Source organism: Pseudomonas sp. NPDC089752 (assembly GCF_044748725.1).
GTDB lineage: Bacteria > Pseudomonadota > Gammaproteobacteria > Pseudomonadales > Pseudomonadaceae > Aquipseudomonas.
On record NZ_JBIVGP010000005.1, the window covers coordinates 228923 to 248852 of the forward strand.

The window sequence follows — 19930 nt, forward strand, 5'->3', positions numbered from 1 at the left end:
TCCTGTTTCAATGCGGTTTACATGGTCATTCCGTAGCATTCGGACCTGACCTGGATCGTGTTATGTGCGTGTCGAGTCGACGTTGGCACACAGATGCTCATTCTATGTGCTCTCTTCAATCAGATATACTGCCGTGGGCTTTCTTTGTACCCTACAATCAATAACATACCCACCAAAACACGTTGACTTTTACGACTTGATGGCGTAGGGAAACCACCTGCCGTGTGGATGAATGCCGATACCGTTTCTCTTGCTTTTCCCTGCCAGCGTAAGGATCTGCCCTCTAAGGGTGGGCGGAGGGTAGCCCGAGTTTTCTTGCTCAGCTCCACGCTTGTGCACGTCGCAAACTTGGGCGAGTTTATCCAGATGAGACGGTCTCGAAAGATCATTTTCGGTACCGGTCTTCGTTTTGAAGACATCTTTTGAGACGTGACCGACACCACACATCTGAAGGCACTTGGGAATAAGCGGCTCCCCGTCTGCGTTGCCGCTGACCGAAGCTGACCCGGTAAAGGCGCCTGCTGATCAAGCGTGGGGACTGATCGCAGAGATGGGCCTATGTATCGCAATAGTGAATGTGCCTGCGAGTGGGGACATAGTACGCGTAGGGGTAACAATCAACAGCGCGACCATTTCCTAGAGAGATTCGATCCCGATTCGTTTCTGAGGGCGGAGCTCAAAAAGTTCCGTCCATCGGAATCCAGACCACGCAGCGTTCCAACTGGTATTCCAAGCTAGCTGACCAATAAATTGTTAACCAGAAAAAACAAATAGATACCGAGTTGTTTCAAATTACCCCGGCCCACCAAATCCGAAAAAGAAAAAGACGCTCTCGGGCGTCTTTTTTTGTGCCTGCAATCTACGCCATCTCACGCAATGCCCACCGCACAGCGGGCATCACGCTCCCCCCAGTCCTACCAGCTATAACTAACCTTAGCCGTAACCTCCCGCCCCGGGTTGTAGTAATTCGCCGTCCCCGACCCCACCACATGCTGCTCATCAAACAAATTACTCACATTCAGCGCCAGGTCCGTCCCCTTGGCAATCCGATAATTCAGCGCCGCATCAAACAACGTAGTCCCATCACTCTTCTTGGTATTGGCCGCATCCATGTAGTAAGCCCCCACATACCGCGCCCCCAGTCCAACGCTCACGTCAGTCCCCGGCACGTCGTAGTAGCTCCACAACGAAGCCGTATGCTTCGGCGCCGTCGTAAACTCATTCCCCTTGAGCGAAGCACCACTGCGCAACGTCCCACGCACCACCTCGGACTCCATATAGGAATACGCCCCGATCAGGCTGATCTCCTGAGTCAGCTGCGCCTTGGCTTCCAGATCCAGCCCCCGCACGCGGGACTCACCCACGGTCTGCTGTTCGATGATGCCGCTCGGCAACACCACGGCGATGGTGACGTTCTCCTGGGTCAGGTCATAAACAGCGGCAGAGAACAGTGCATCCATGCCCATGGGCGAGTACTTCACGCCCACTTCATACTGCTTGCCGGTCTGTGGTGTCACGCCAACCTGTGGCGGCGAGACGGACTCGACCATGCTCACGTAGGTCGACACCTCATCGTTGACGATGTAAGTCAGCGCCGCGCGGTAGGAGGTTTCGGAGAAGTTGTCTTTCTCAGTCCCCGCAGCGCCGATGTATTCCTTGCTGGACAGGTCCATCGAGTCGTTACGCACACCGGCGGTGGCGATCACGCGGTCGTAGAACGACAGGTTCTGCTGCAGGAAAACGGCCTTGGTGGTGGCGTCGTTCTTCTTGCGGGTGTAGGGCGTTGCCCCGCCTGGCACGCCGGTGAATACGGGGTTGGCGATGTCGATGGAGGGCGCCAGGCCGTAGACGGAGCTTTGGGTGGTGGTCGAATCCAGGTACTCGACACCCACCAGCGTGCTGCTGTCGATGTGCTCGAACTGAGCGTCGTACTGCAGCATCAGGTTGCCGTTGAGCTGGTCGGCGTCGCTGTCGGTGCCGAAGATGTAGCGTGGGATGGTGGTGCCAACGCGCGTCGGGCTGTCGCTCAGGTAGGCGTAGCCGAAATCGTCGGTCAGCTCGCTGTAGCGCAGGTTGCTGCGCAGGACGAAGCCGTTGTCGAAGTCGTGGGTGATGTTGCCGCTGAGGCTGGTGCGTTCGACGTCGTGGAAGTTGTAGCTGGGCTCTCCGAAGAAGTCGCTGCGGTCGTATTCCTTGTCCAGCGGGTAGCCGCCGCTGTTGGGGGAGCTGTTGGTCTTGAGGTAGTCCAGCACCATGGTGGCGGAGGTGTAGTCGGTCGGGGCCCAGGTCAGGCCGCCCATGATGAAGCGGTTGTCGTCCTGGGAGTGGTCGTACTCGCGGTCGCTGTTCTGCATCTTGGCGGTGAAGCGGCCGGCCAGGGTTTGATCGTCGTTCAGGGCGTCGCCGACGTCGATGCCGGTTTCGGCGTGGTCGTAGGAGCCGTAGGTGACGTAGCCTTGGCCGAACTTCTCGAAGCGCGGTTGCTTGGTCACGAAGTTCACCGAGCCGCCGGGGTCTGCCGGGCCGAACAGGGTGGAGTTGGCGCCGCGCAGGATTTCGATGCGCTCGTAGGCGTATGGGTCTTCGCGCACACCGCGCATGGAGCTGAGGGTCAGGCCGTCACGGTAGGTGGTGGCCTGGAAGCCGCGGATCAGGAAGTAATCGTTGCGGTCGTCGGAGCCGTAGTAGTCGCTGACCACGCCGGGGGTGTATTGCAGGGCTTCTTCGGTGGTGCTGACGCTGCGCTGTTCCATTTCCTTGCGGGTCACCACAGACACCGACGCTGGGGTGTTGAGGATGCTGGTTGCGACTTTGCCGCCTACCCACAGCTCCTTGGCGACGACCGAGTTGATGTCATCGTCGGCACTGGCCTTGACCTTGGCATTGATGATGACCGGGGCCAGACGGTAGTCCTCGGTCGCACCCAATTCGAGGGGGCCGTTAGGTTTGGTTTGCGGAATCACCAGATAGGCATTCGGGCCTTGCGGTTCGAGCTGCAGCTCGGTGCCCTGCAGCAGCGACGACAACGCAGCCGAGGTGTCCAGCGCGCCGTGCACGCCCTGGGTGCTGCGGTTGGCGACGTTTTGCGCATCGAACGACAGGCTGATGCCCGCCTCGCGGGCAAAGCGGTCAAGCGCGGGAGCCAGCGGGCCGGCCGGGATGTTCCACTGCTTGAGCGGGTTGTTGCGGTCCGCTGCCTGGGGTTGGGCAAGCGATGGCATTGCATAGCCGCTGACCATCAAACCAAAGAGCGCAGCGTGCAGGGCACGATTCAAAGGATGGCGCTGTGAAACCGGGGTAGAACTCATTCTCTCGCTCCGTGGAGGGTGTCGGCGGACTGGCCTGTATTCCGGCCTTTTGTAGAGGTCGGACGAGAATGAGAAAGCACCTCATTTATTTTCAGTTAATTTGTGGTTTGCGTCGCATCCTTCGCGGCTGAAGCCGCTCCCACTGGGATGGGACTACACTTAGGCACTCCACGCCGTTAGCACCAGCACAGCAATTGTCTCACCGGTGATGAGACAATTGCTGTGCTGGCAAAACCCAATCACCCCAACGACCGCACCCCCACCCCCTGCGCATGCCCCCGCGAAGTGACGATCCCAAGGAATGAAATCACGATCGCCAACCCCAACGTCGCACTCACTTCCGCACGATGCTCCGGCGTATACATCATCACCGCCAGCGCCCCGGCAATGAACAGGATCACCGCCCAGGTCAGCCACGGGAACAGCCACATGCGGAACTTCAGCTCGGCATTCTCGCGCTCCAGGCGGCGGCGCATGCGCAGCTGCGAGATGGCGATGACCAGGTACACCAGCAACGCGATGGCGCCAGAGCTGGCCAGGAGGAACTCGAACACGCCCTTGGGCGCGAAGTAATTGAGGATGGCGATGGCCGCACCAATCAGGGTGCTGCCGAACACGGCGGCGCGGGGCACGCCGACCTTGGAGGTCTTGTTGAGGAAGGCCGGGGCGTCGCCGCGCTTGGCCAGCGAATACATCATCCGCGAAGCGATGTAGATCGACGAGTTCATGCAGCTGGTCACCGCCACCAGCACCACCAGGTCGACCATGAAGGCCGCATTGGGGATGTTCATGATTTCCAGCGCGCGCTGGTACGAACCCACCACCGCCAGCTGCGGATCGTTCCACGGCACGATCGAGATGATCACGAAGATCGACAGGATGTAGAAGGTGCTGATGCGCCAGATCACCGAGCGCGTGGCCTTGGCGATGTTGCGCGATGGGTCGCTGGATTCCGAGGCGGCGATGGTCACCGCTTCGGTGCCGATGAAGCTGAACATCACGGTGATGAACGCCCCGATCACGGCCGACCAGCCGTTCGGGGTGAAGCCGCCGTAGTCTTTCATCAGCCCGCTCAACCCGCTGACTTCGCGGTTGGGCAGCCAGCCCATCAGCGCGGCGAAGCCCAAACCGATGAAGGCCAGGATTGCCGTGACCTTGAGAATGGCGAACCAGAACTCGAACTCGCCGTACTTGGCCACGCTGAACAGGTTGGTGCAGGCCAGCAGCAGCACTGAGGCCAGGGCGAAGATCCAGCTGTCCACCTGGGGGAACCAAGCGTTGAGCACATGCCCGGCGGCCAATGCCTCAATGGGGATTACCAATACCCAGAACCACCAATACAACCAGCCGATGGTGTAGCCGGCCCAGCGGCCGATGGCCTGGTCGGCGTAGGTGGAGAACGAGCCGGTGTCAGGGTGCGCCACGGCCATTTCGCCGAGCATGCGCATGACCAGCACCACCAGGGTGCCAGCGACGAAATACGAAACGATGGTGGCTGGCCCGGCCGCCGCGATGGCGTGCCCGGAGCCGACGAAAAGTCCGGCACCGATGATGCCCGCGATGGACAGCATCGTTACATGACGTGGCTTGAAACCTTGCGCAAGGTTGCCATCAGATCCCACGGTGTTCATTGATGTTGTTCTCTTTTTGCTGACACAAGGAAGGACGGGCAGGCGTAGGCGAAAATATCTCCTTTGAAATCAATAAGTCGACACCTTGTTTGCGCGCTGTTGTTGATCCTTGGCACGCGTCACAGCGCAAGGCGCCAATGCGGTTCGGGGTTCATTTAAGCCTCGTGAGGCTGTGGGAAATTACACGAGAACGCCTCGGAACTGTTCGATCACGACAGCGCTTTTCCAGAAACGCCAGATGTCGTGATTGGCATATCCAAACGCGCCTGCTGGCCGTTTGGAGGTTTCGTTTTTCAACCGGATATGCGTTGTGCGGGCCGGCCTCTTCGCGGGGCAAGCCCGCTCCCACAAGGGTTGTGGCGATTCCTGTGGGAGCGGGCTTGCCCCGCGAAGAGGCCGGCCCAGCCAACGCAAATTTCACCACCCACAAAAAAGCCCCGGTCTCCCGGGGCCTCTGTTGCCAAGGCGTCTGCCTACGCCTGCCCGGTACGCTCGAAGCGCCGGGCCAGCAACAGGTAAGCGATGATCCCCAGCACGCCATGGGCGGCCACGAACCAGAGTGCGTTGTGGAACGAGCCGGTGCTGGCTACCACATAGCCGATCACCAGCGGGGTGACGATGCCGGCGACGTTGCCGATGCCGTTGAACACGCCACCGCACAGGCCGACCATTTTCTTCGGCGCCACATCCGACAGCACCGCCCAGCCCACCGCCGCCAGGCCCTTGCCGAAGAAGGCCAGGGTCATCATGGCGATCACGGCGGCGTTGCTGTCGACGTAGTTGGCCAGCACCAGGCTGGTGGACAACGCCATGCCGATCACAAAGGGGGTCTTGCGCGCCTTGGACGGGTGCACGCCACGGCGGATCAGCCAGTCTGAGACGAAGCCGCCGAGGATGCCGCCGGTGAAGCCGCAGATGGCCGGCAGCGCGGCGACCCAGCCGGCTTCCATGATGGTCATGCCGCGGCCCTTGATCAGGTAGATCGGGAACCAGGTGATGAAGAAGTAGGTGAGCGCGGTGATGCAGTACTGGCCCAGGTACACCGCCCACAGGTTGCGGCTGGTGAACAGCTGCGCGATCTCGGCGCGGGTCGGCTTGCTCTTGGCCGTCTTGCGTTCCTGTTCCAGGTCGACCAGGGCGCCGCCTTCGCGCATGTAGTCGAGCTCTTCACGGCTGAGGCCTGGTGCGCTGTGCGGCTCGTGATAAAGGCGAAACCACACCACGCTGAGCAGCAGGCCGAGCACGCCCATCCAGACGAACACCTGCTCCCAGCTCAGAGTGTGGGTCATCCACGCCATCAGCGGCGCGAACACCACCACCGCCATGTACTGCGCCGAGTTGAACAGCGCCGAAGCGGTGCCGCGTTCGCGGGTGGGGAACCAGCAACTGACGATGCGCGAGTTGGCCGGGAACGCCGGGGCCTCCACGAGGCCGAGCATAAAGCGCATGGAGAACAGCGCCACCGCAGCCGACACGCCGGCCAGGCCCATCCAACCCACCGTGCCCTGCAGCAGGGTGAACAGCGACCAGAGGATCAAGCTGATGCCATACACCCGGCGCGCACCGAAGCGGTCCAGCAGCCAGCCACCGGGTACCTGGCCGAGCGCGTAGGCCCAGGCGAACGCGGAGAAGATCATGCCGAGCATGACCGGGTCGAGGCCGAGGTCGGCGAGCACCTGGGTGCCGGTGATCGACAGGGTGGCGCGGTCGGCGTAGTTGATCACGGTGATGACGAAGATCAGCGCCAGGATCATGAAACGATGGCGGCCGATCCCGGCCACGGCCTGCGGAGCGGCGACGGCGGATTTGCTGTTCATGTGGACCCTCTTTGCTCCTCATGGGGAGCGATTGTTTTTGTGCAGAGAAGGTGTGGCCTTGGGGCCTTGTGGTGCTGGTGCCGGCCTCTTCGCGGGGCAAGCCCGCTCCCACAAGGTCAGTGCAATTTACTGTGGGAGCGGGCTCGCCCCGCGAAGAGGCCCTAAAGGCCGATCACCCGATTCGGCGGCACCTCACCACGGAAACAGGCCGCCAGGTTGACCACCACCATCTGCCCCATCTCCAGCCGGGTCTGCAGGGTGGCGCTGCCACGGTGCGGTTGCAGGCTGACCTGGTTGAGGTCAAGCAACGCGGGCGGCACATGGGGTTCATCGACGAATACATCCAGGCCGGCGCCAGCAATGCGCTGCTCGCGCAACGCCTCGACCAGTGCCTGCTCATCCACCAACTTGCCGCGCGCCACGTTGATCAAGTACCCCTGAGGCCCCAGCGCATCGAGCACCTCGGCAGTCACCAGCACCTGGCCGCCATCAGCCGAAGCGGCGACCACCAGTACATCCACCGAACGCGCCAGTGCCACCAGGTCAGCCTCGAAGCGGTAGCCACAGCCGGGTTGTTCGCGCCGGCCGTTGTAGGCGATGCGCATGTCGAAAGCAGAAGCGCGACGGGCAATCGCCTTTCCGACTCGCCCGAGGCCCACGATACCCAGCGCGATACCGCTGACCTTGCGCGCCAGTGGCAAGTTGACCGTGCCCCACAAGCCATCGCGCACCAGCCGCTCGCCCTCGCCCAGGCGGCGGAGGGTACTGAGGATCAGCCCCATGGCCATGTCGGCCACATCAGCCGTGAGCACGCCCGGAGTAGTGGTCACATGAATGCCTCGGCTGGCAGCGTGACGCAGGTCCACGGCGTCGGTGCCGATGCCACTGATGGCGATGATCTGCAGCGCAGGCAGCTGATCCATCAGAGCGTTGCTCAGGCCCTTGGCGCCACCGGTGACCACGCCGCGAATGCGCGGGCCAACTTCATCGAGCAGCTGTTGCGGGTTGTCATGCTGGTACAGGCGGTGCACTCGATAGGCATTGACCAACTGCGCATCGATGGCCTCCGGGACAGGTTGAGTGAGCAACAGTTCGACGGTGTCGTGGTTCATCGTTGGCATCCGGCAGTTCCTAAGTCGTCACTCGATGCTAGGCCGGCATTTGATACAGGTCTAATATAGATACTGGATCGAATAATTCAGGAATTGAATCATGGAGCTGCATCAGTTGCGCTGCTTCGTGGCCGTTGCCGAAGAGCTGCATTTCGGCCGCGCCGCCACCCGCCTGCACATGACCCAGCCGCCACTGAGCCGGCAGATCCAGCTGCTGGAACATTCGCTCGGGGTACTGCTGCTCGAACGCAACAACCGCCAGGCGCGGCTCACCTTGGCCGGTCAGAGCTTTCTGGAGGATGCGCGGCGGGTGCTGCAGATCGCCGAATCGGCCAGCCAGTCGGCGCGGCGCATTGCCCACGGCGAGGCTGGGCGGTTGACGTTGGGCTTCACTGCGGTAGGCGCCTACAGCATGATTCCGCGCCTGCTGGTGCATGCGGGGCAGACGGTGCCCGACATCGAACTGGTGCTCAGCGAGCGCATCTCTTCCACTCAGGTGCATGACCTGGAAGCCGGCCTGATCGATGTCGGCCTGGTGCGTCAGGTGCTGCCCAGTGCCCGCGTGGAATACCTGCCGATCCACCGCGAGCCCTTCGTCGCCGCCCTCCCCGCCGGGCATGCGCTGACGGCGCGCGAGCGGCTCAGGCCGAGCGATTTCGATGACCAGCCGTTCGTGATGTACAGCGCCAGCGAAGGGCGTTACTTCCATGACCGCATCGCCAACCTGTTTGCCCGGCACGAGGTGCAGCCGCGGTATCTTCATCAACTGGGGCAGACGCATTCGATTTTGGGGTTGGTGAATGTGGGGTTGGGCTGTGCGGTGGTGCCGGCTTCGGCGCAGGCGTTGCGGCTGGAGCAGGTGGTGTTCAGGCCGCTGGTGGGGACGGATCAGCAGGCGGAGATCTTTTTGGCGTATTGCCGGGATAACCCCAATCCGGTGTTGGGGGCGTTCGTGGCGATGGCGCGGGCTTTTTTTGAAGCGGGGTGAGTCAGGGCCGGCCCTTTCGCGGGCAAGCCCGCTCCCACAAGTTCTCCACAAGCCTTGAAACCTGTGTTTGACCTGTGGGAGCGGGCTTGCCCGCGAAGAGGCCCTTAGCTTCAGCGCACCAGGCAAGGCCGTTTGTTATCGAACGTCCACCCCGGAATCAAGAACTGCATCGCCACCCCATCATCCCGCGCCCCCAGCCCCATGTTGCGGTAGCACTCATGGGCCTTGGCCAGCTGGTCTTCATCCAGCTCAACCCCCAGCCCCGGCCGCTCCGGCACACGTACATGCCCATCGACGATACGCAGCGGCTCGCGGGTCAGGCGCTGGCCGTCCTGCCAGATCCAGTGGGTGTCGATGGCGGTGATCTCGCCCGGCGCCGCTGCCGCCACCTGGGTGAACATCGCCAACGAGATATCGAAGTGGTTGTTGGAATGCGAGCCCCAGGTCAGGCCCCAGTCGTTGCACATCTGCGCCACCCGCACCGAACCCTGCATGGTCCAGAAATGCGGGTCGGCCAGGGGGATGTCGACCGACTGCAGCTGAATCGCATGGCCCATCTGCCGCCAGTCGGTGGCGATCATGTTGGTGGCAGTCGGCAGCCCGGTGGCGCGGCGGAATTCGGCCATCACTTCACGGCCCGAATAGCCGTTCTCGGCGCCGCACGGGTCCTCGGCGTAAGCCAGCACATCGTGCTTGTCGCGGCACAGGGCGATGGCTTCCTTCAGTGACCAGGCGCCGTTGGGGTCGAGGGTGATGCGCGCTTCGGGGAAGCGTTCGGCCAGGGCCGTGACCGCTTCCATTTCCTCTTCACCGCGCAGCACGCCGCCCTTGAGCTTGAAGTCGCTGAAGCCATAACGCTGCTCGGCCGCCTCGGCCAGGCGTACCACGGCCTCGGGTGTCAGGGCCTTTTCGTGGCGCACGCGGAACCAGTCGTCATCGGCATCGGCTTCGTTGCGGTAGGCCAGGTCGGTCTGCTGGCGGTCGCCGATGTAGAACAGGTAGCCGAGCATCTTCACCGCGTCGCGCTGCTGACCTTCGCCGAGCAACGCTGCGACCGGCACGTTGAGGTGCTGGCCGAGCAGGTCGAGCAGTGCCGATTCAATGGCCGTCACCGCGTGCACGGTGATACGCAGGTCGAAGGTCTGCAGGCCGCGGCCCGCGACGTCGCGGTTGGCGAAGGTCTGGCGCATGGCATTGAGCACGCGCTGGTAATGGCCGATCGGCTGGCCGACCACCAGGCTGCGGGCGTCTTCCAAGGTCTGGCGGATCTTCTCGCCACCGGGCACTTCGCCAAGGCCCGTGTTGCCAGCGCTGTCACGCAGCACCACGACGTTGCGGGTGAAGAACGGGCCGTGAGCACCACTGAGGTTGAGCAGCATGCTGTCATGGCCGGCCACCGGGATCACGCGCAGGTCGGTGACTACGGGCGTGCTGGTGTGGAGTGCGGGAGTCGTCTGCATATTCATGGTTGTTATCTCGCAGTCATCAGTGGTTCTGGCTCAGCGCCGTGGGCGCCTTGAGCTCATTGGAAGGGGCGCCCTTGGGGCGAAGGCGGACGAAGAACACGGCGATGGCGGCCAGCACCGAAGTCACGGCCAGGCCATACAGCCCGCCCTGGATCGACCCGGTCTGCTGCTCCAGCAGGCCGAAGGTAGTGGGTGCGACGAAGCCGCCGAGGTTGCCGACCGAGTTGATCAGGGCGATCACCGCTGCGGCGATGCGTGCATCCAGATAGCCCTGGGGGATCGGCCAGAACAGCGACGAAGCCGACTTGAAACCGATGGCGGCAAAGCACACCGCGACGAAGGCGAACACCGGGCCGCCGGTGGTCGACATGAACATACCGATGGCCGCGATCACCAGGGCGCCGGCCACCCAGGCCTGCTGGAATTTCCAGCGCACGGAGCCTGCGGCGAAGGCATACATGGCCAGGATCGAGATCAGCCACGGGATCGAGTTGAAGAAGCCGACCTGCAGGTCGCTGAGGTCGCCCATGCGCTTGATGATGCTCGGCAGCCAGAAGGTCGCGGCATAGATGGTCAGCTGGATGCAGAAGTAGATCAGGCAGAACAGCACGATCTGGCGATCCTTGAGCAGGCTCCAGGACGACGGTTTGACCGTGCCGATGGCCTCGCGCTCACGCTGCTCGCGGTCGATGGTATCGACCAGCGCGTCTTGTTCGGCTTTGCTCAACCACTTGGCATCATGCGGTTTGGAGTCGAGCCAGAAGAACACGAAGAAGCACAGGATGACCGAAGCCATGCCTTCGATGAACAGCATCCACTGCCAGCCGTGCATGCCCAGCCCCTGGATCTGCATCAGCGCCCCGGCCAGCGGGCCGGAAATCAGCGAAGCCAGCGCCGAACCACTGAGGAAGATGGCAATCGCCTTGCCGCGCTCGGCGGCCGGCAGCCAGCGGGTGAAGTAGTAGATCACTCCGGGGAAGAAGCCGGCTTCGGCGACGCCGAGCAGAAAGCGCAGCACGTAGAACTGGGTTTCGGTCTGGACGAAGGCCATGGCCGTGGCCACCAGCCCCCAGGTGAACATGATGCGGGTCAGCCACAAACGGGCACCGACACGTTGCAGCAGCATGTTGGAGGGCACTTCGAACAGCGCATAGCCGATGAAGAACAGCCCGGCGCCGAAGCCATAGGCAGCGGCGCTGATGCCCAGGTCGCTTTCCAGGTGCGGGCGGACGAAGCCGATGTTGACGCGGTCGAGGTAGTTGACGATGAACATGATGACGAACAGCGGCAGGACGTGGCGTTTGACCTTGGCCACGGCACTGGCCAGCACGTCGCCTTCATTCCGGGCAGACGGAGCGAGGGTGTCGTTCACTGGGGGATCTCCCACTAATTGTTTTTGTGCGGGTCGTTGTCTGACATGACAGTGGGGTGGAGCATATGCGCGCTGAAGTTGTACGACAAGATGTCGAATGTCGCCTAATTAACAAAATACAAGCTGATAAATAGCAATATTGACGCGATAACGCAGATAACGTGATAGACAGATCAACAGCCAGCAGGGAAAAACAAGGCAAGAAATATTTTTATGGATTAACTTGTCGTACAAGCACTCACGGAGCAGGCCCATGACTCAAGCAACCACCAAACGCAGCCACAGCCGCGCGCATGACTTGGTGTCGAGCCTGACCCAGCAGATCCTGCTGGGCACTTTCAAACCGGGGGACAAGCTGCCGTCGGAAAACACTCTCGTGCGTGAGCATGGCGTCAGCCGCACCGTGGTTCGTGAGGCGCTGTCGAAATTGCAGGCCTCGGGCCTGGTCGAACCGCGCCACGGCATTGGCACCTTCGTGATCGAGCGCCAGGGCCAGGCGCGCTTACGGGTGGGGGCGGAGAATGCCGCGAGCGTGCGCGATCTGCTCGAATTGCGCATCGGCCTGGAAGGCCAGGCCGCCGCGCTCGCCGCCGTGCGCCGCAGCGACCAGCAGCTGGCCCGCATGCGCCAGGCGCTGGACGACTACCAGGACCTGGCCGCCGCCGGTGACAGCTGCATCGAAGCCGACCGACGCTTTCATCTGCTGATCGCCGAGGCCACTGGCAACCTGTATTTCAGCGAGATGATGGCGCAGCTGGGCAATGGCCTGATCCCGCGCAACCGCATGGCCATCGCCGAACGCGCGGGGTCAAACCTGGCCCGGCATGCGTACCTGGCCAATCTGGAGCATGAGGCGATTCTCAATGCCATCCGCCGGCAAGACCCGGATGCGGCGCGGGCGGCGATCTGCATTCACCTGTCCAATAGCCGGGATCGGTTGTTGCCGGACTAGGGGCTGCTTTGCAGCCCATTTGAGGATTACCAGGTCAGGCAGATCTTGCCGAAATGCCGGTTGCTCTCCTGGTAGCGGAACGCTTCGACGATCTGCTCCAACTCGAAATGTTTGTCCACCACCGGCCGCAAGCCGTTGGCATCGATCGCTCGGACCATTGCCTGCTGCTGCGCGCGGCTGCCCACCAGCACGCCCTGCAGGCGGATCTGCCGCACCAGCGCCTGCACCAGCGGCAATTGCCCGGCAACACCCGTTAGGATGCCGATCAGCGAAATATGCCCACCGATCCTGGCGGCAATCATCGACTGTTCCAGGGTCGCCGGGCCGCCCACTTCGATCACATGATCGACGCCGCGGTTGTCAGTAAGCTCACGCACCTTCTCGCCCCAGGCGGGAGTGCGCTTGTAATTGATCAGGTGATCGGCGCCAAGGGCTTTGAGGCGTTCGAGCTTGGCATCGCTGGATGAGGTGGCGATCACGGTGGCCCCTGCCAGCTTGGCGAACTGCAACGCGAAGATCGACACGCCACCCGTGCCTTGCACCAGCACGGTATCGCCGGGCTTGAGGTGGTCGTCGCTCATCAGCGCGCGCCAGGCGGTAAGGCCAGCGGTGGTCAGGGTCGCGGCTTCGGCATGGCTGTAACCTTTGGGCGCCAGGGTGAAGGCGGTGGCGCGGGCGGTTACCTGCTCGCGGGCGTAGCCGTCGATGCCGTCGCCGGGCACGCTGGCGAAGCCTTCGACCAGCGCTTGGCCATCGAGCCAGCTTGGGAAGAAGGTACTGACCACGTGATCGCCGACCTTGAATTCACTGACGCCCGCGCCGATCGCGAGCACTTCACCGGCGCCATCGGCCATGGGAATACGCCGCTCACTCGGCCCCCACATACCGCTGACCACAGCGAAGTCGTGGTAGTTGAGGGAGCTGGCGTGCAGGCGCACGGTGATCTCGCCGGCCTGCGGTGCTGCGGCCTCGCAGGTGCCGACTTCGACCTTGTCGTAGCCGCCACCGGGTTTTACATAGATGGCCTTATGGGTCATGGCTGGTACTCCATTCGGGAAAGATTGGGGTTCAGCATAGACAGTACCGGCCTCTTCGCGGGCAAGCCCGCTCCCACAGGGTTTCACCCATCTTGCTGATGGAGTTTGACCTGTGGGAGCGGGCTTGCCCGCGAAGAGGCCGGTACTGACTACCTGAGATTCAGCCCAGCAACACCCGCAATGCCCGGCAATCCGCCGCATGCCAGTCCACCAGTTCCGGCCACGGATTATCCGGCAAATTCACCAGCACTGTCCGCGCCCCCGCCGCTCGCCCGCAATCGAGATCGAACCGGTAATCACCGACCATCACCAGCTCGCTCGGCGCCACGCCCCAGGCGCTGGCGATCTTCAGCAGGCCATCGGGGCTGGGCTTGGGCGCCGCTTCGTCACGCCCAAGGATGTGCTCGACGGCAAAGCAGTCCGCCAGGCCGATCGCCTCCAGGGTGACATGCGCCAACTCCCGCGCATTGCGGGTCAGGATGCCCAGCCGGCAACCGCGTTCGGCCAGCTCGCGCACCAGCTCCACCGCGCCGGTGGCTGCGGTCGAGGCCACAGCTAAATCGCGTTCGTGCTCCAGCAGCCAGGCATGCTTGGCGGCCGCCTCCGCCGCCGGCAGCGCTGCCAGGTGGGTGAGGATGTCATCCTCCTGCGGAATATCCAGCGCCTCGCGGATGGCAGCGAAATCATGCACCGCCACGGTCAGGGTGCCGTCCATGTCGAACACCCAGTTGCGGATATCGGCCAGGCTCATGCCCAGTCCTTGCGGTGGCGGATCAAGCCTTCCTGAGTGGAGGACGCCACCAGTTGCCCGGCGCGGTTGTAGATGCTGCCGCGGCAGAAGCCACGGGCATTACCGGCCCAGGGGCTGTCGGTGGCGTACAGCAGCCAGTCGTCGGCGCGCAGGTTGGCATGGAACCACAGCGAATGGTCGAGGCTGGCAATCTGCATGTCGCGCTGCCACACCGACTTGCCATGGGGCTGCAGCGAGGTGGTCAGCAGGCCGAAGTCGGAGGCGTAGGCCAGCAGGTATTTGTGCAGGGCCGGGATGTCCGGCAGGTTGCCGTCGGCGCGGAACCAGGCGTATTTCACCGGGTCGCCGGGCTTGGGGTTGAACGGGTCGCGCTCGGTCACCGGGCGGATCTCGATCGGCTTGGCGCACAGCACCTTGTCACGGATGCGCTCGGGCAGCTGGTCGGCCATGGCGCGAGCCAGCTCGACCTCGGTGGGCAGGTTTTCCGGGCCGACCACGTCAGGCATCTGCGCCTGATGCTCGAAACCTTCCTCGTCGTATTGGAACGACGCGCTGCAGGTGAAGATCGGCTGGCCCTTCTGGATGGCCGTCACGCGCCGGGTGCTGAAACTGCCGCCATCGCGCACGCGGTCGACGGAGTAGACCACCGGCAGGCTGGCATCGCCGGGGCGCAGGAAGTAGCCGTGCAGCGAATGCACATGGCGCGCGTCTTCGACCGTCTGGCTGGCGGCCGACAGTGACTGGCCCAGCACCTGGCCACCGTACAGCTGGCGGAAGCCCAGGTCCTGGCTGCGCCCACGGAACAGGTTCTCCTCGATCGATTCGAGGCTCAACAGGTCGACCAGGTCGTCCAACACATGACTCATCGGGGTTCTCCGTAGGAGCGAGCCTTGCTCGCGATGCGCCGCCTCGCGGCGCTCGATTTCACAGGCGCTGAACATTTTTCGCTGAGCACCTGGCAGGGGTAGGCGAATGATACAGGGTTTGTCATTGGCGCCGCGCATGGCCGCTCATTCAGTGCGTAAGGTCTGCTCCCAGTGGGCGCGGTCGATGCGGTACAGCACGTGGGGGCGCAGCGGGTGGCCAGTGGGCAGGCGCGGGTGTTCGAAACTGCCTTGCAGGTCCTGGACCATGCCGATGGCCTGCATGACTTTCTGCGACGGCAGGTTACTTTCGCTAGTGAACGACACCACCTCTTCCAGGCGCAATTGGGCGAAAGCACACCGCAAACAGGTCCACGCCGCCTCGCTGGCAAACCCCAGCCCCCAGTGGCGCCGAGCCAGGCGCCAGCCGATTTCCACGGCAGGGGCGAACGGCGCCGCGAAGTTGACATTGAGCAGGCCGGTCATGCCAATGAAGGCGCCGCTGTCCTTGCGTTCCAGGGCCCACAGGCCAAAGCCGTATTCGTTGAAATGCCCGCGGACCCTGCCAATCAGCGCCGCCGCCTCCACGCGGGTCATGGGTGCCGGGAAGTAGCGCATGACATGCGGATCAGCACACATGGCGGCGAATTCGCGCAAGTCGTCGTCGTGCCATTGGCGCAGCACCAGGCGGGCGCTTTCCAGTTCGCGGATAAGAGTCATGAGATGTGCTCCGGTTTCACTGTGCTGCAGTTTAAAGCGTAGGCGCGGCGCAAACTTTTACCCACACGCCAACTGCTGGCAAGATCAGCGCTGGCCTTGAATGCGAACTCACCATGCCGTTGCCGCTGATCTACCACGATGACTACAGCCCGGAATTCCCGCCGGAGCATCGCTTCCCGATGGACAAGTTCCGCCTGCTGCGCGACCACCTGGTCGACAGCGGGCTGACCACCGACCAGGCCCTGTTGCGGCCGGACATCTGCCCCAACGACATCCTCGCCCTCGCCCATGACCGCAGCTACATCGAGCGCTACATGAACGGCGACCTGTCACGCGAGGACCAGCGCCGCCTGGGCCTGCCCTGGAGCGAGGCACTGGCCCGGCGCACCGTGCGCGCGGTGGGCGGCTCGTTGCTGACCGCCGAAATGGCCCTGCAGCATGGCCTGGCCTGCCATCTGGCCGGCGGCACCCACCACGCCCACTATGACCATCCGGCCGGCTTCTGCATCTTCAACGACCTGGCGGTGATCAGCCGCTACCTGCTGGAAGCCGGCCGCGTGCATCGGGTGCTGATCTTCGACTGCGACGTGCACCAGGGCGACGGCACCGCGCGCATCCTGCAGGACACTCCGGACGCCATTACCGTGTCGTTGCACTGCGAGCAGAACTTCCCGGCCCGCAAGGCCCACAGTGACTGGGACATTCCCTTGCCGCGCGGCATGGGCGACGCGGCCTACCTGAAGGTGGTGGAAGATGCGCTCAATTACCTGCTGCCGCTGTACCAACCCGATCTGGTGCTGTACGACGCCGGTGTCGATGTGCACAAGGACGATGCCCTGGGCTACCTGCAACTGACCGATGCCGGCCTGGCTGCGCGCGACGAACTTGTCATGCGCCATTGCCTGGGCCGGGATATTCCGGTGGTCGGCGTGATCGGTGGGGGCTATAGCAAGGACCGCGAAGCCCTGGCCCGGCGCCACGGCATCCTCCACCACAGCGCGGCGAAGGTCATCAGTTGTTCACAATGACTGTGGAACCGCTTGTGGATAACCTGAGTGAAAGCTTCTGTAGACCACAGCACCCGTGGCCTACAGAGTACTGATCATTTTTTGTTCAGTGCTTCTGCAGGCCCGGCTGCGCTAGAATGCGTCACTTTTCCACAGCCTGTCGCCCGCCATGTCCGATCTGCACCCCGCATCCCCTCCCCTCGCCGTCGTCATCGGCGGCGGCCCCGCTGGTTTGATGGCGGCCGAAGCACTGGCCCAGCGAGGCTTGGCCGTTCAAGTGTTCGACGCCATGCCTTCGGTGGGCCGCAAGTTCCTGCTGGCGGGTGTTGGCGGCATGAACATCACCCACTCGGAAGCTTATCCACAGTTCGTGGGGCGCTATGCCGAGCGCCAAGGCGAAATCGACGGGTTGCTGCGCGATTTCGATGCCGACGCCCTGCGCCAATGGATCCACGGCCTGGGTATCGAAACCTTCGTCGGCACCTCGGGCCGTGTATTCCCTACCGACATGAAAGCCGCGCCCTTGCTGCGCGCCTGGCTCAAGCGCCTGCGCGACAGCGGCGTAGTTATCCACACCCGGCACCGCTGGCTTGGATGGGATGCCGATAGCACCTTGCGGATCGCTTATCCACAGGGCGAGATGCAAGTGAAGGCTGACGTTGTCGTGCTCGCCCTGGGCGGTGGCAGCTGGGCCAGACTGGGCTCCGACGGCGCCTGGCAGCCGTTGCTGGCTGGGCGGGCTGTGGATATCTCACCGTTGCAAGCGAGCAACTGTGGGTTTGAAGTGGCGGGCTGGAGTGCGCTGCTCAAGGACAAGTTCGCCGGTGCACCGCTGAAGAATATCGCCCTCAGCGTGCCTGGCAGCGCGCCGCGTAAAGGTGAATTCATTCTCACCGCCCAGGGTGTCGAAGGCAGCCTGGTGTATGCCTGGTCGGCGCAGTTGCGCGAAGCGATCAACCGCGACGGGAAGGCCACGCTGCTGCTCGACCTGCTGCCGGACAAGCCTGTGGACAAGATTGCACAGGCTTTGGCCAAGCCACGTGGTTCGCGGTCGATGGCCAAGCATCTGCACAGCCAGTTGGGTATCGATGGGGTGAAGGCGGCGTTGTTGCGTGAGCTGACGGATCAGGCGACCTTTGCCGACGTTGATTCACTGGCGAGGGCTATCAAGGCGTTGCCAATCACGCTGGTGCGCACCCGGCCGCTGGATGAGGCGATCAGCAGTGCGGGGGGCGTGCGGTTCGAGGGGCTGGATGAAGGGTTGATGATCAAGGGCATGCCGGGGGTGTTCTGTGCCGGCGAGATGCTGGATTGGGAGGCGCCGACTGGGGGCTATCTGTTGACGGCGTGCTTTGCCAGCGGGCTTCGCGCTGGGCGGGCGGCGGCGGATTGGCTGGCGCGGTCTGCGTGACGGAACGCTGGGGCTGCTTCGCAGCCCATTCGCGGGGCAAGCCCGCTCCCACAAGTACAGCGCAAGCCTTCCCAATGTGGGAGCGGGCTTGCCCCGCGAATGGGCCGCAAAGCGGCCCCAACAATCTCAGGGCTTACGCTTTTTCGGCCCAGTATTGAAACTCGGCACTTTGCGCACCGCCTTGACCGGCGCCTCGTCGCCACTGTCCATCCAGCGCCCCAACCCACGCTTGGCGCTGTTCTCTTTCGGCTTCTTGGGCTTTTTCGGCTTCTTGATCACCTGGCCACTGGCATCTGTCATCGGCACCCGGTGATCGGGAATGAAGTCCGGCTCTTCATGGCGCGGCAAGGTCTGGCGGATCAGCGTCTCGATTGCCGAAAGCATCTGCACCTCATCCGCACACACCAGTGAGATCGCCTCACCCTTGTTGCCGGCACGGCCGGTGCGGCCGATACGGTGCACGTAATCCTCGGCAACGATCGGCAGGTCGAGGTTGACCACCAACGGCAGGTCGTCGATATCCAGGCCGCGAGCGGCTACATCGGTGGCCACCAGCACCTGGATCTCACGGGCCTTGAAGCTGTCCAGCGCCCGCTGGCGCGTGGCCTGCGGACGGTCACCGTGAATGCCATCGGCATTCACGCCCTCGCCCAACAGCCGTTCCACCAACTGGTCGACGCCGTTGCGGGTCTTGGCGAACACCAGTACCTGCGACCAGCGCTGCTTGCGCAGCAAGTGGCAGAACAGGTCGGCCTTGCGCTTCTTGTCCACCGGCACCAGCCACTGCTTGACCGTGGTGGCGGCAGCATTGCGCGGGCTGACTTCGATGCTCAGCGGGTCGTTCAGCGCCAGCCCGGCGAGCATGCGGATCTGCTCGGAAAAGGTGGCCGAGAACAGCAGCGTCTGCCGTTTGCGCGGCAGCGCCGCGTACACCGATTGCAGCTCTTCGGCAAAGCCCAGGTCGAGCATGCGGTCGGCTTCGTCGAGCACCAGCGTTTGTACCTGGTTGAACTTCACCGCGTTCTGGCGGAACAGGTCGAGCAACCGGCCCGGGGTGGCCACCAGCAGGTCGACACCCCGGCGCAGGCGCATCATCTGCGGGTTGATGCTGACGCCGCCGTACACCGCGTAAGTGCTCAACGGCAAATTCTCGGCGTACTCGCGCACGTTGTTGTGCACCTGCTCGGCCAGTTCGCGGGTCGGCACCAGCACCAGCGCGCGGATCGAGTTGCTGGCCACTTTTTCCCCCTCCAGGGCCAGGCGCTGCAGCACCGGCAGGGCGAAGCCGGCGGTCTTGCCGGTGCCGGTCTGGGCGGCGGCCATCAGGTCGCGGCCGGCCAGCACCGCGGGAATGGCCTGGGCCTGGACCGGGGTCGGGGTGGTGTAGTCCAGCTGCTGCAAGGTGCGCAGCAAGGGTTCGATCAGGCCGAGTTTGGCGAAATTCATGGCAATACCGTCAGGGGGTTCAGCGAAGGCGGCAAGTTTACCGCAACAC

The 19930-nt window shown here is 63.3% G+C and carries 15 protein-coding genes; 4 read left to right on the forward strand and 11 right to left on the reverse strand.

Annotated elements, in window-relative coordinates; genetic code table 11:
• Positions 1-914 precede the first annotated feature (914 nt).
• The 4 genes from ACIPZF_RS10420 to ACIPZF_RS10435 form a co-directional block, all read right to left on the reverse strand.
• The gene (locus ACIPZF_RS10420) at positions 915-3308 is read right to left on the reverse strand and encodes a TonB-dependent siderophore receptor (RefSeq protein WP_400798559.1); all 2394 of its coding nucleotides are present in this window, start codon (positions 3306-3308) and stop codon (positions 915-917) included.
• Positions 3309-3547: 239 nt separating this feature from the next.
• Entirely contained in the window at positions 3548-4939 is a 1392-nt protein-coding gene (gene gabP / locus ACIPZF_RS10425) for a GABA permease (protein WP_400798562.1), read from the reverse strand.
• Positions 4940-5412: 473 nt separating this feature from the next.
• The gene (locus ACIPZF_RS10430) at positions 5413-6756 is read right to left on the reverse strand and encodes an MFS transporter (RefSeq protein ID WP_400798565.1); all 1344 of its coding nucleotides are present in this window, start codon (positions 6754-6756) and stop codon (positions 5413-5415) included.
• A 161-nt stretch (positions 6757-6917) separates the two neighbouring features.
• Positions 6918-7868: a 2-hydroxyacid dehydrogenase gene (locus tag ACIPZF_RS10435; RefSeq protein ID WP_400798568.1), complete on the reverse strand. Its 951-nt coding sequence runs from the start codon at positions 7866-7868 to the stop codon at positions 6918-6920.
• Positions 7869-7968: 100 nt separating this feature from the next.
• On the opposite strand from ACIPZF_RS10435, the gene ACIPZF_RS10440 reads away from it, so the two are divergent.
• Positions 7969-8856: a LysR substrate-binding domain-containing protein gene (locus ACIPZF_RS10440; protein WP_400798571.1), complete on the forward strand. Its 888-nt coding sequence runs from the start codon at positions 7969-7971 to the stop codon at positions 8854-8856.
• A 110-nt stretch (positions 8857-8966) separates the two neighbouring features.
• Here the strand turns inward: ACIPZF_RS10440 and gudD are convergent, their stop codons facing one another.
• Both gudD and ACIPZF_RS10450 read right to left on the reverse strand, forming a co-directional pair.
• Positions 8967-10322, reverse strand: a complete 1356-nt coding sequence (gudD, locus tag ACIPZF_RS10445) for a glucarate dehydratase (RefSeq protein ID WP_400798573.1) — start codon at positions 10320-10322, stop codon at positions 8967-8969.
• A gap of 19 nt (positions 10323-10341) precedes the next feature.
• Positions 10342-11694 (reverse strand): MFS transporter, encoded by a 1353-nt coding sequence (locus ACIPZF_RS10450; protein WP_400798576.1) that lies wholly within the window; start codon positions 11692-11694, stop codon positions 10342-10344.
• Positions 11695-11947: 253 nt separating this feature from the next.
• Between ACIPZF_RS10450 and ACIPZF_RS10455 the strand changes: the two genes are divergently transcribed.
• Complete coding sequence (locus tag ACIPZF_RS10455) at positions 11948-12646, forward strand: FadR/GntR family transcriptional regulator (protein ID WP_400798578.1); 699 nt, start codon at positions 11948-11950, stop codon at positions 12644-12646.
• A 26-nt stretch (positions 12647-12672) separates the two neighbouring features.
• On the opposite strand, the gene ACIPZF_RS10460 is transcribed toward ACIPZF_RS10455, so the two are convergent.
• The 4 genes from ACIPZF_RS10460 to ACIPZF_RS10475 all read right to left on the reverse strand — a co-directional run bounded on the left by ACIPZF_RS10460 (position 12673) and on the right by ACIPZF_RS10475 (position 16017).
• Positions 12673-13683 (reverse strand): NAD(P)-dependent alcohol dehydrogenase, encoded by a 1011-nt coding sequence (locus tag ACIPZF_RS10460; RefSeq protein ID WP_400798581.1) that lies wholly within the window; start codon positions 13681-13683, stop codon positions 12673-12675.
• A 160-nt stretch (positions 13684-13843) separates the two neighbouring features.
• Positions 13844-14434: an HAD family hydrolase gene (locus ACIPZF_RS10465; RefSeq protein ID WP_400798584.1), complete on the reverse strand. Its 591-nt coding sequence runs from the start codon at positions 14432-14434 to the stop codon at positions 13844-13846.
• Positions 14431-15300 carry an acyl-CoA thioesterase II gene (gene tesB / locus ACIPZF_RS10470; protein WP_400798587.1) on the reverse strand — a complete coding sequence of 290 codons (870 nt, stop codon included), beginning with the start codon at positions 15298-15300 and terminating at the stop codon, positions 14431-14433. Before tesB ends, ACIPZF_RS10465 begins: the two co-directional genes overlap by 4 nt.
• Positions 15301-15444: 144 nt before the next feature.
• Positions 15445-16017: a GNAT family N-acetyltransferase gene (locus tag ACIPZF_RS10475; protein ID WP_400798590.1), complete on the reverse strand. Its 573-nt coding sequence runs from the start codon at positions 16015-16017 to the stop codon at positions 15445-15447.
• A 113-nt stretch (positions 16018-16130) separates the two neighbouring features.
• Here ACIPZF_RS10475 and ACIPZF_RS10480 point away from each other — a divergent pair, with 113 nt between their 5' ends.
• Both ACIPZF_RS10480 and ACIPZF_RS10485 read left to right on the forward strand, forming a co-directional pair.
• Positions 16131-17045, forward strand: coding sequence for a histone deacetylase (locus ACIPZF_RS10480; RefSeq protein WP_400798593.1), 915 nt, complete (start codon positions 16131-16133; stop codon positions 17043-17045).
• Between the two features lie 148 nt (positions 17046-17193).
• The gene (locus tag ACIPZF_RS10485; RefSeq protein ID WP_400798595.1) at positions 17194-18435 is read left to right on the forward strand and encodes a TIGR03862 family flavoprotein; all 1242 of its coding nucleotides are present in this window, start codon (positions 17194-17196) and stop codon (positions 18433-18435) included.
• Between the two features lie 126 nt (positions 18436-18561).
• On the opposite strand, the gene ACIPZF_RS10490 is transcribed toward ACIPZF_RS10485, so the two are convergent.
• Positions 18562-19881 (reverse strand): DEAD/DEAH box helicase, encoded by a 1320-nt coding sequence (locus ACIPZF_RS10490; protein ID WP_400798598.1) that lies wholly within the window; start codon positions 19879-19881, stop codon positions 18562-18564.
• Positions 19882-19930 lie beyond the last annotated feature (49 nt).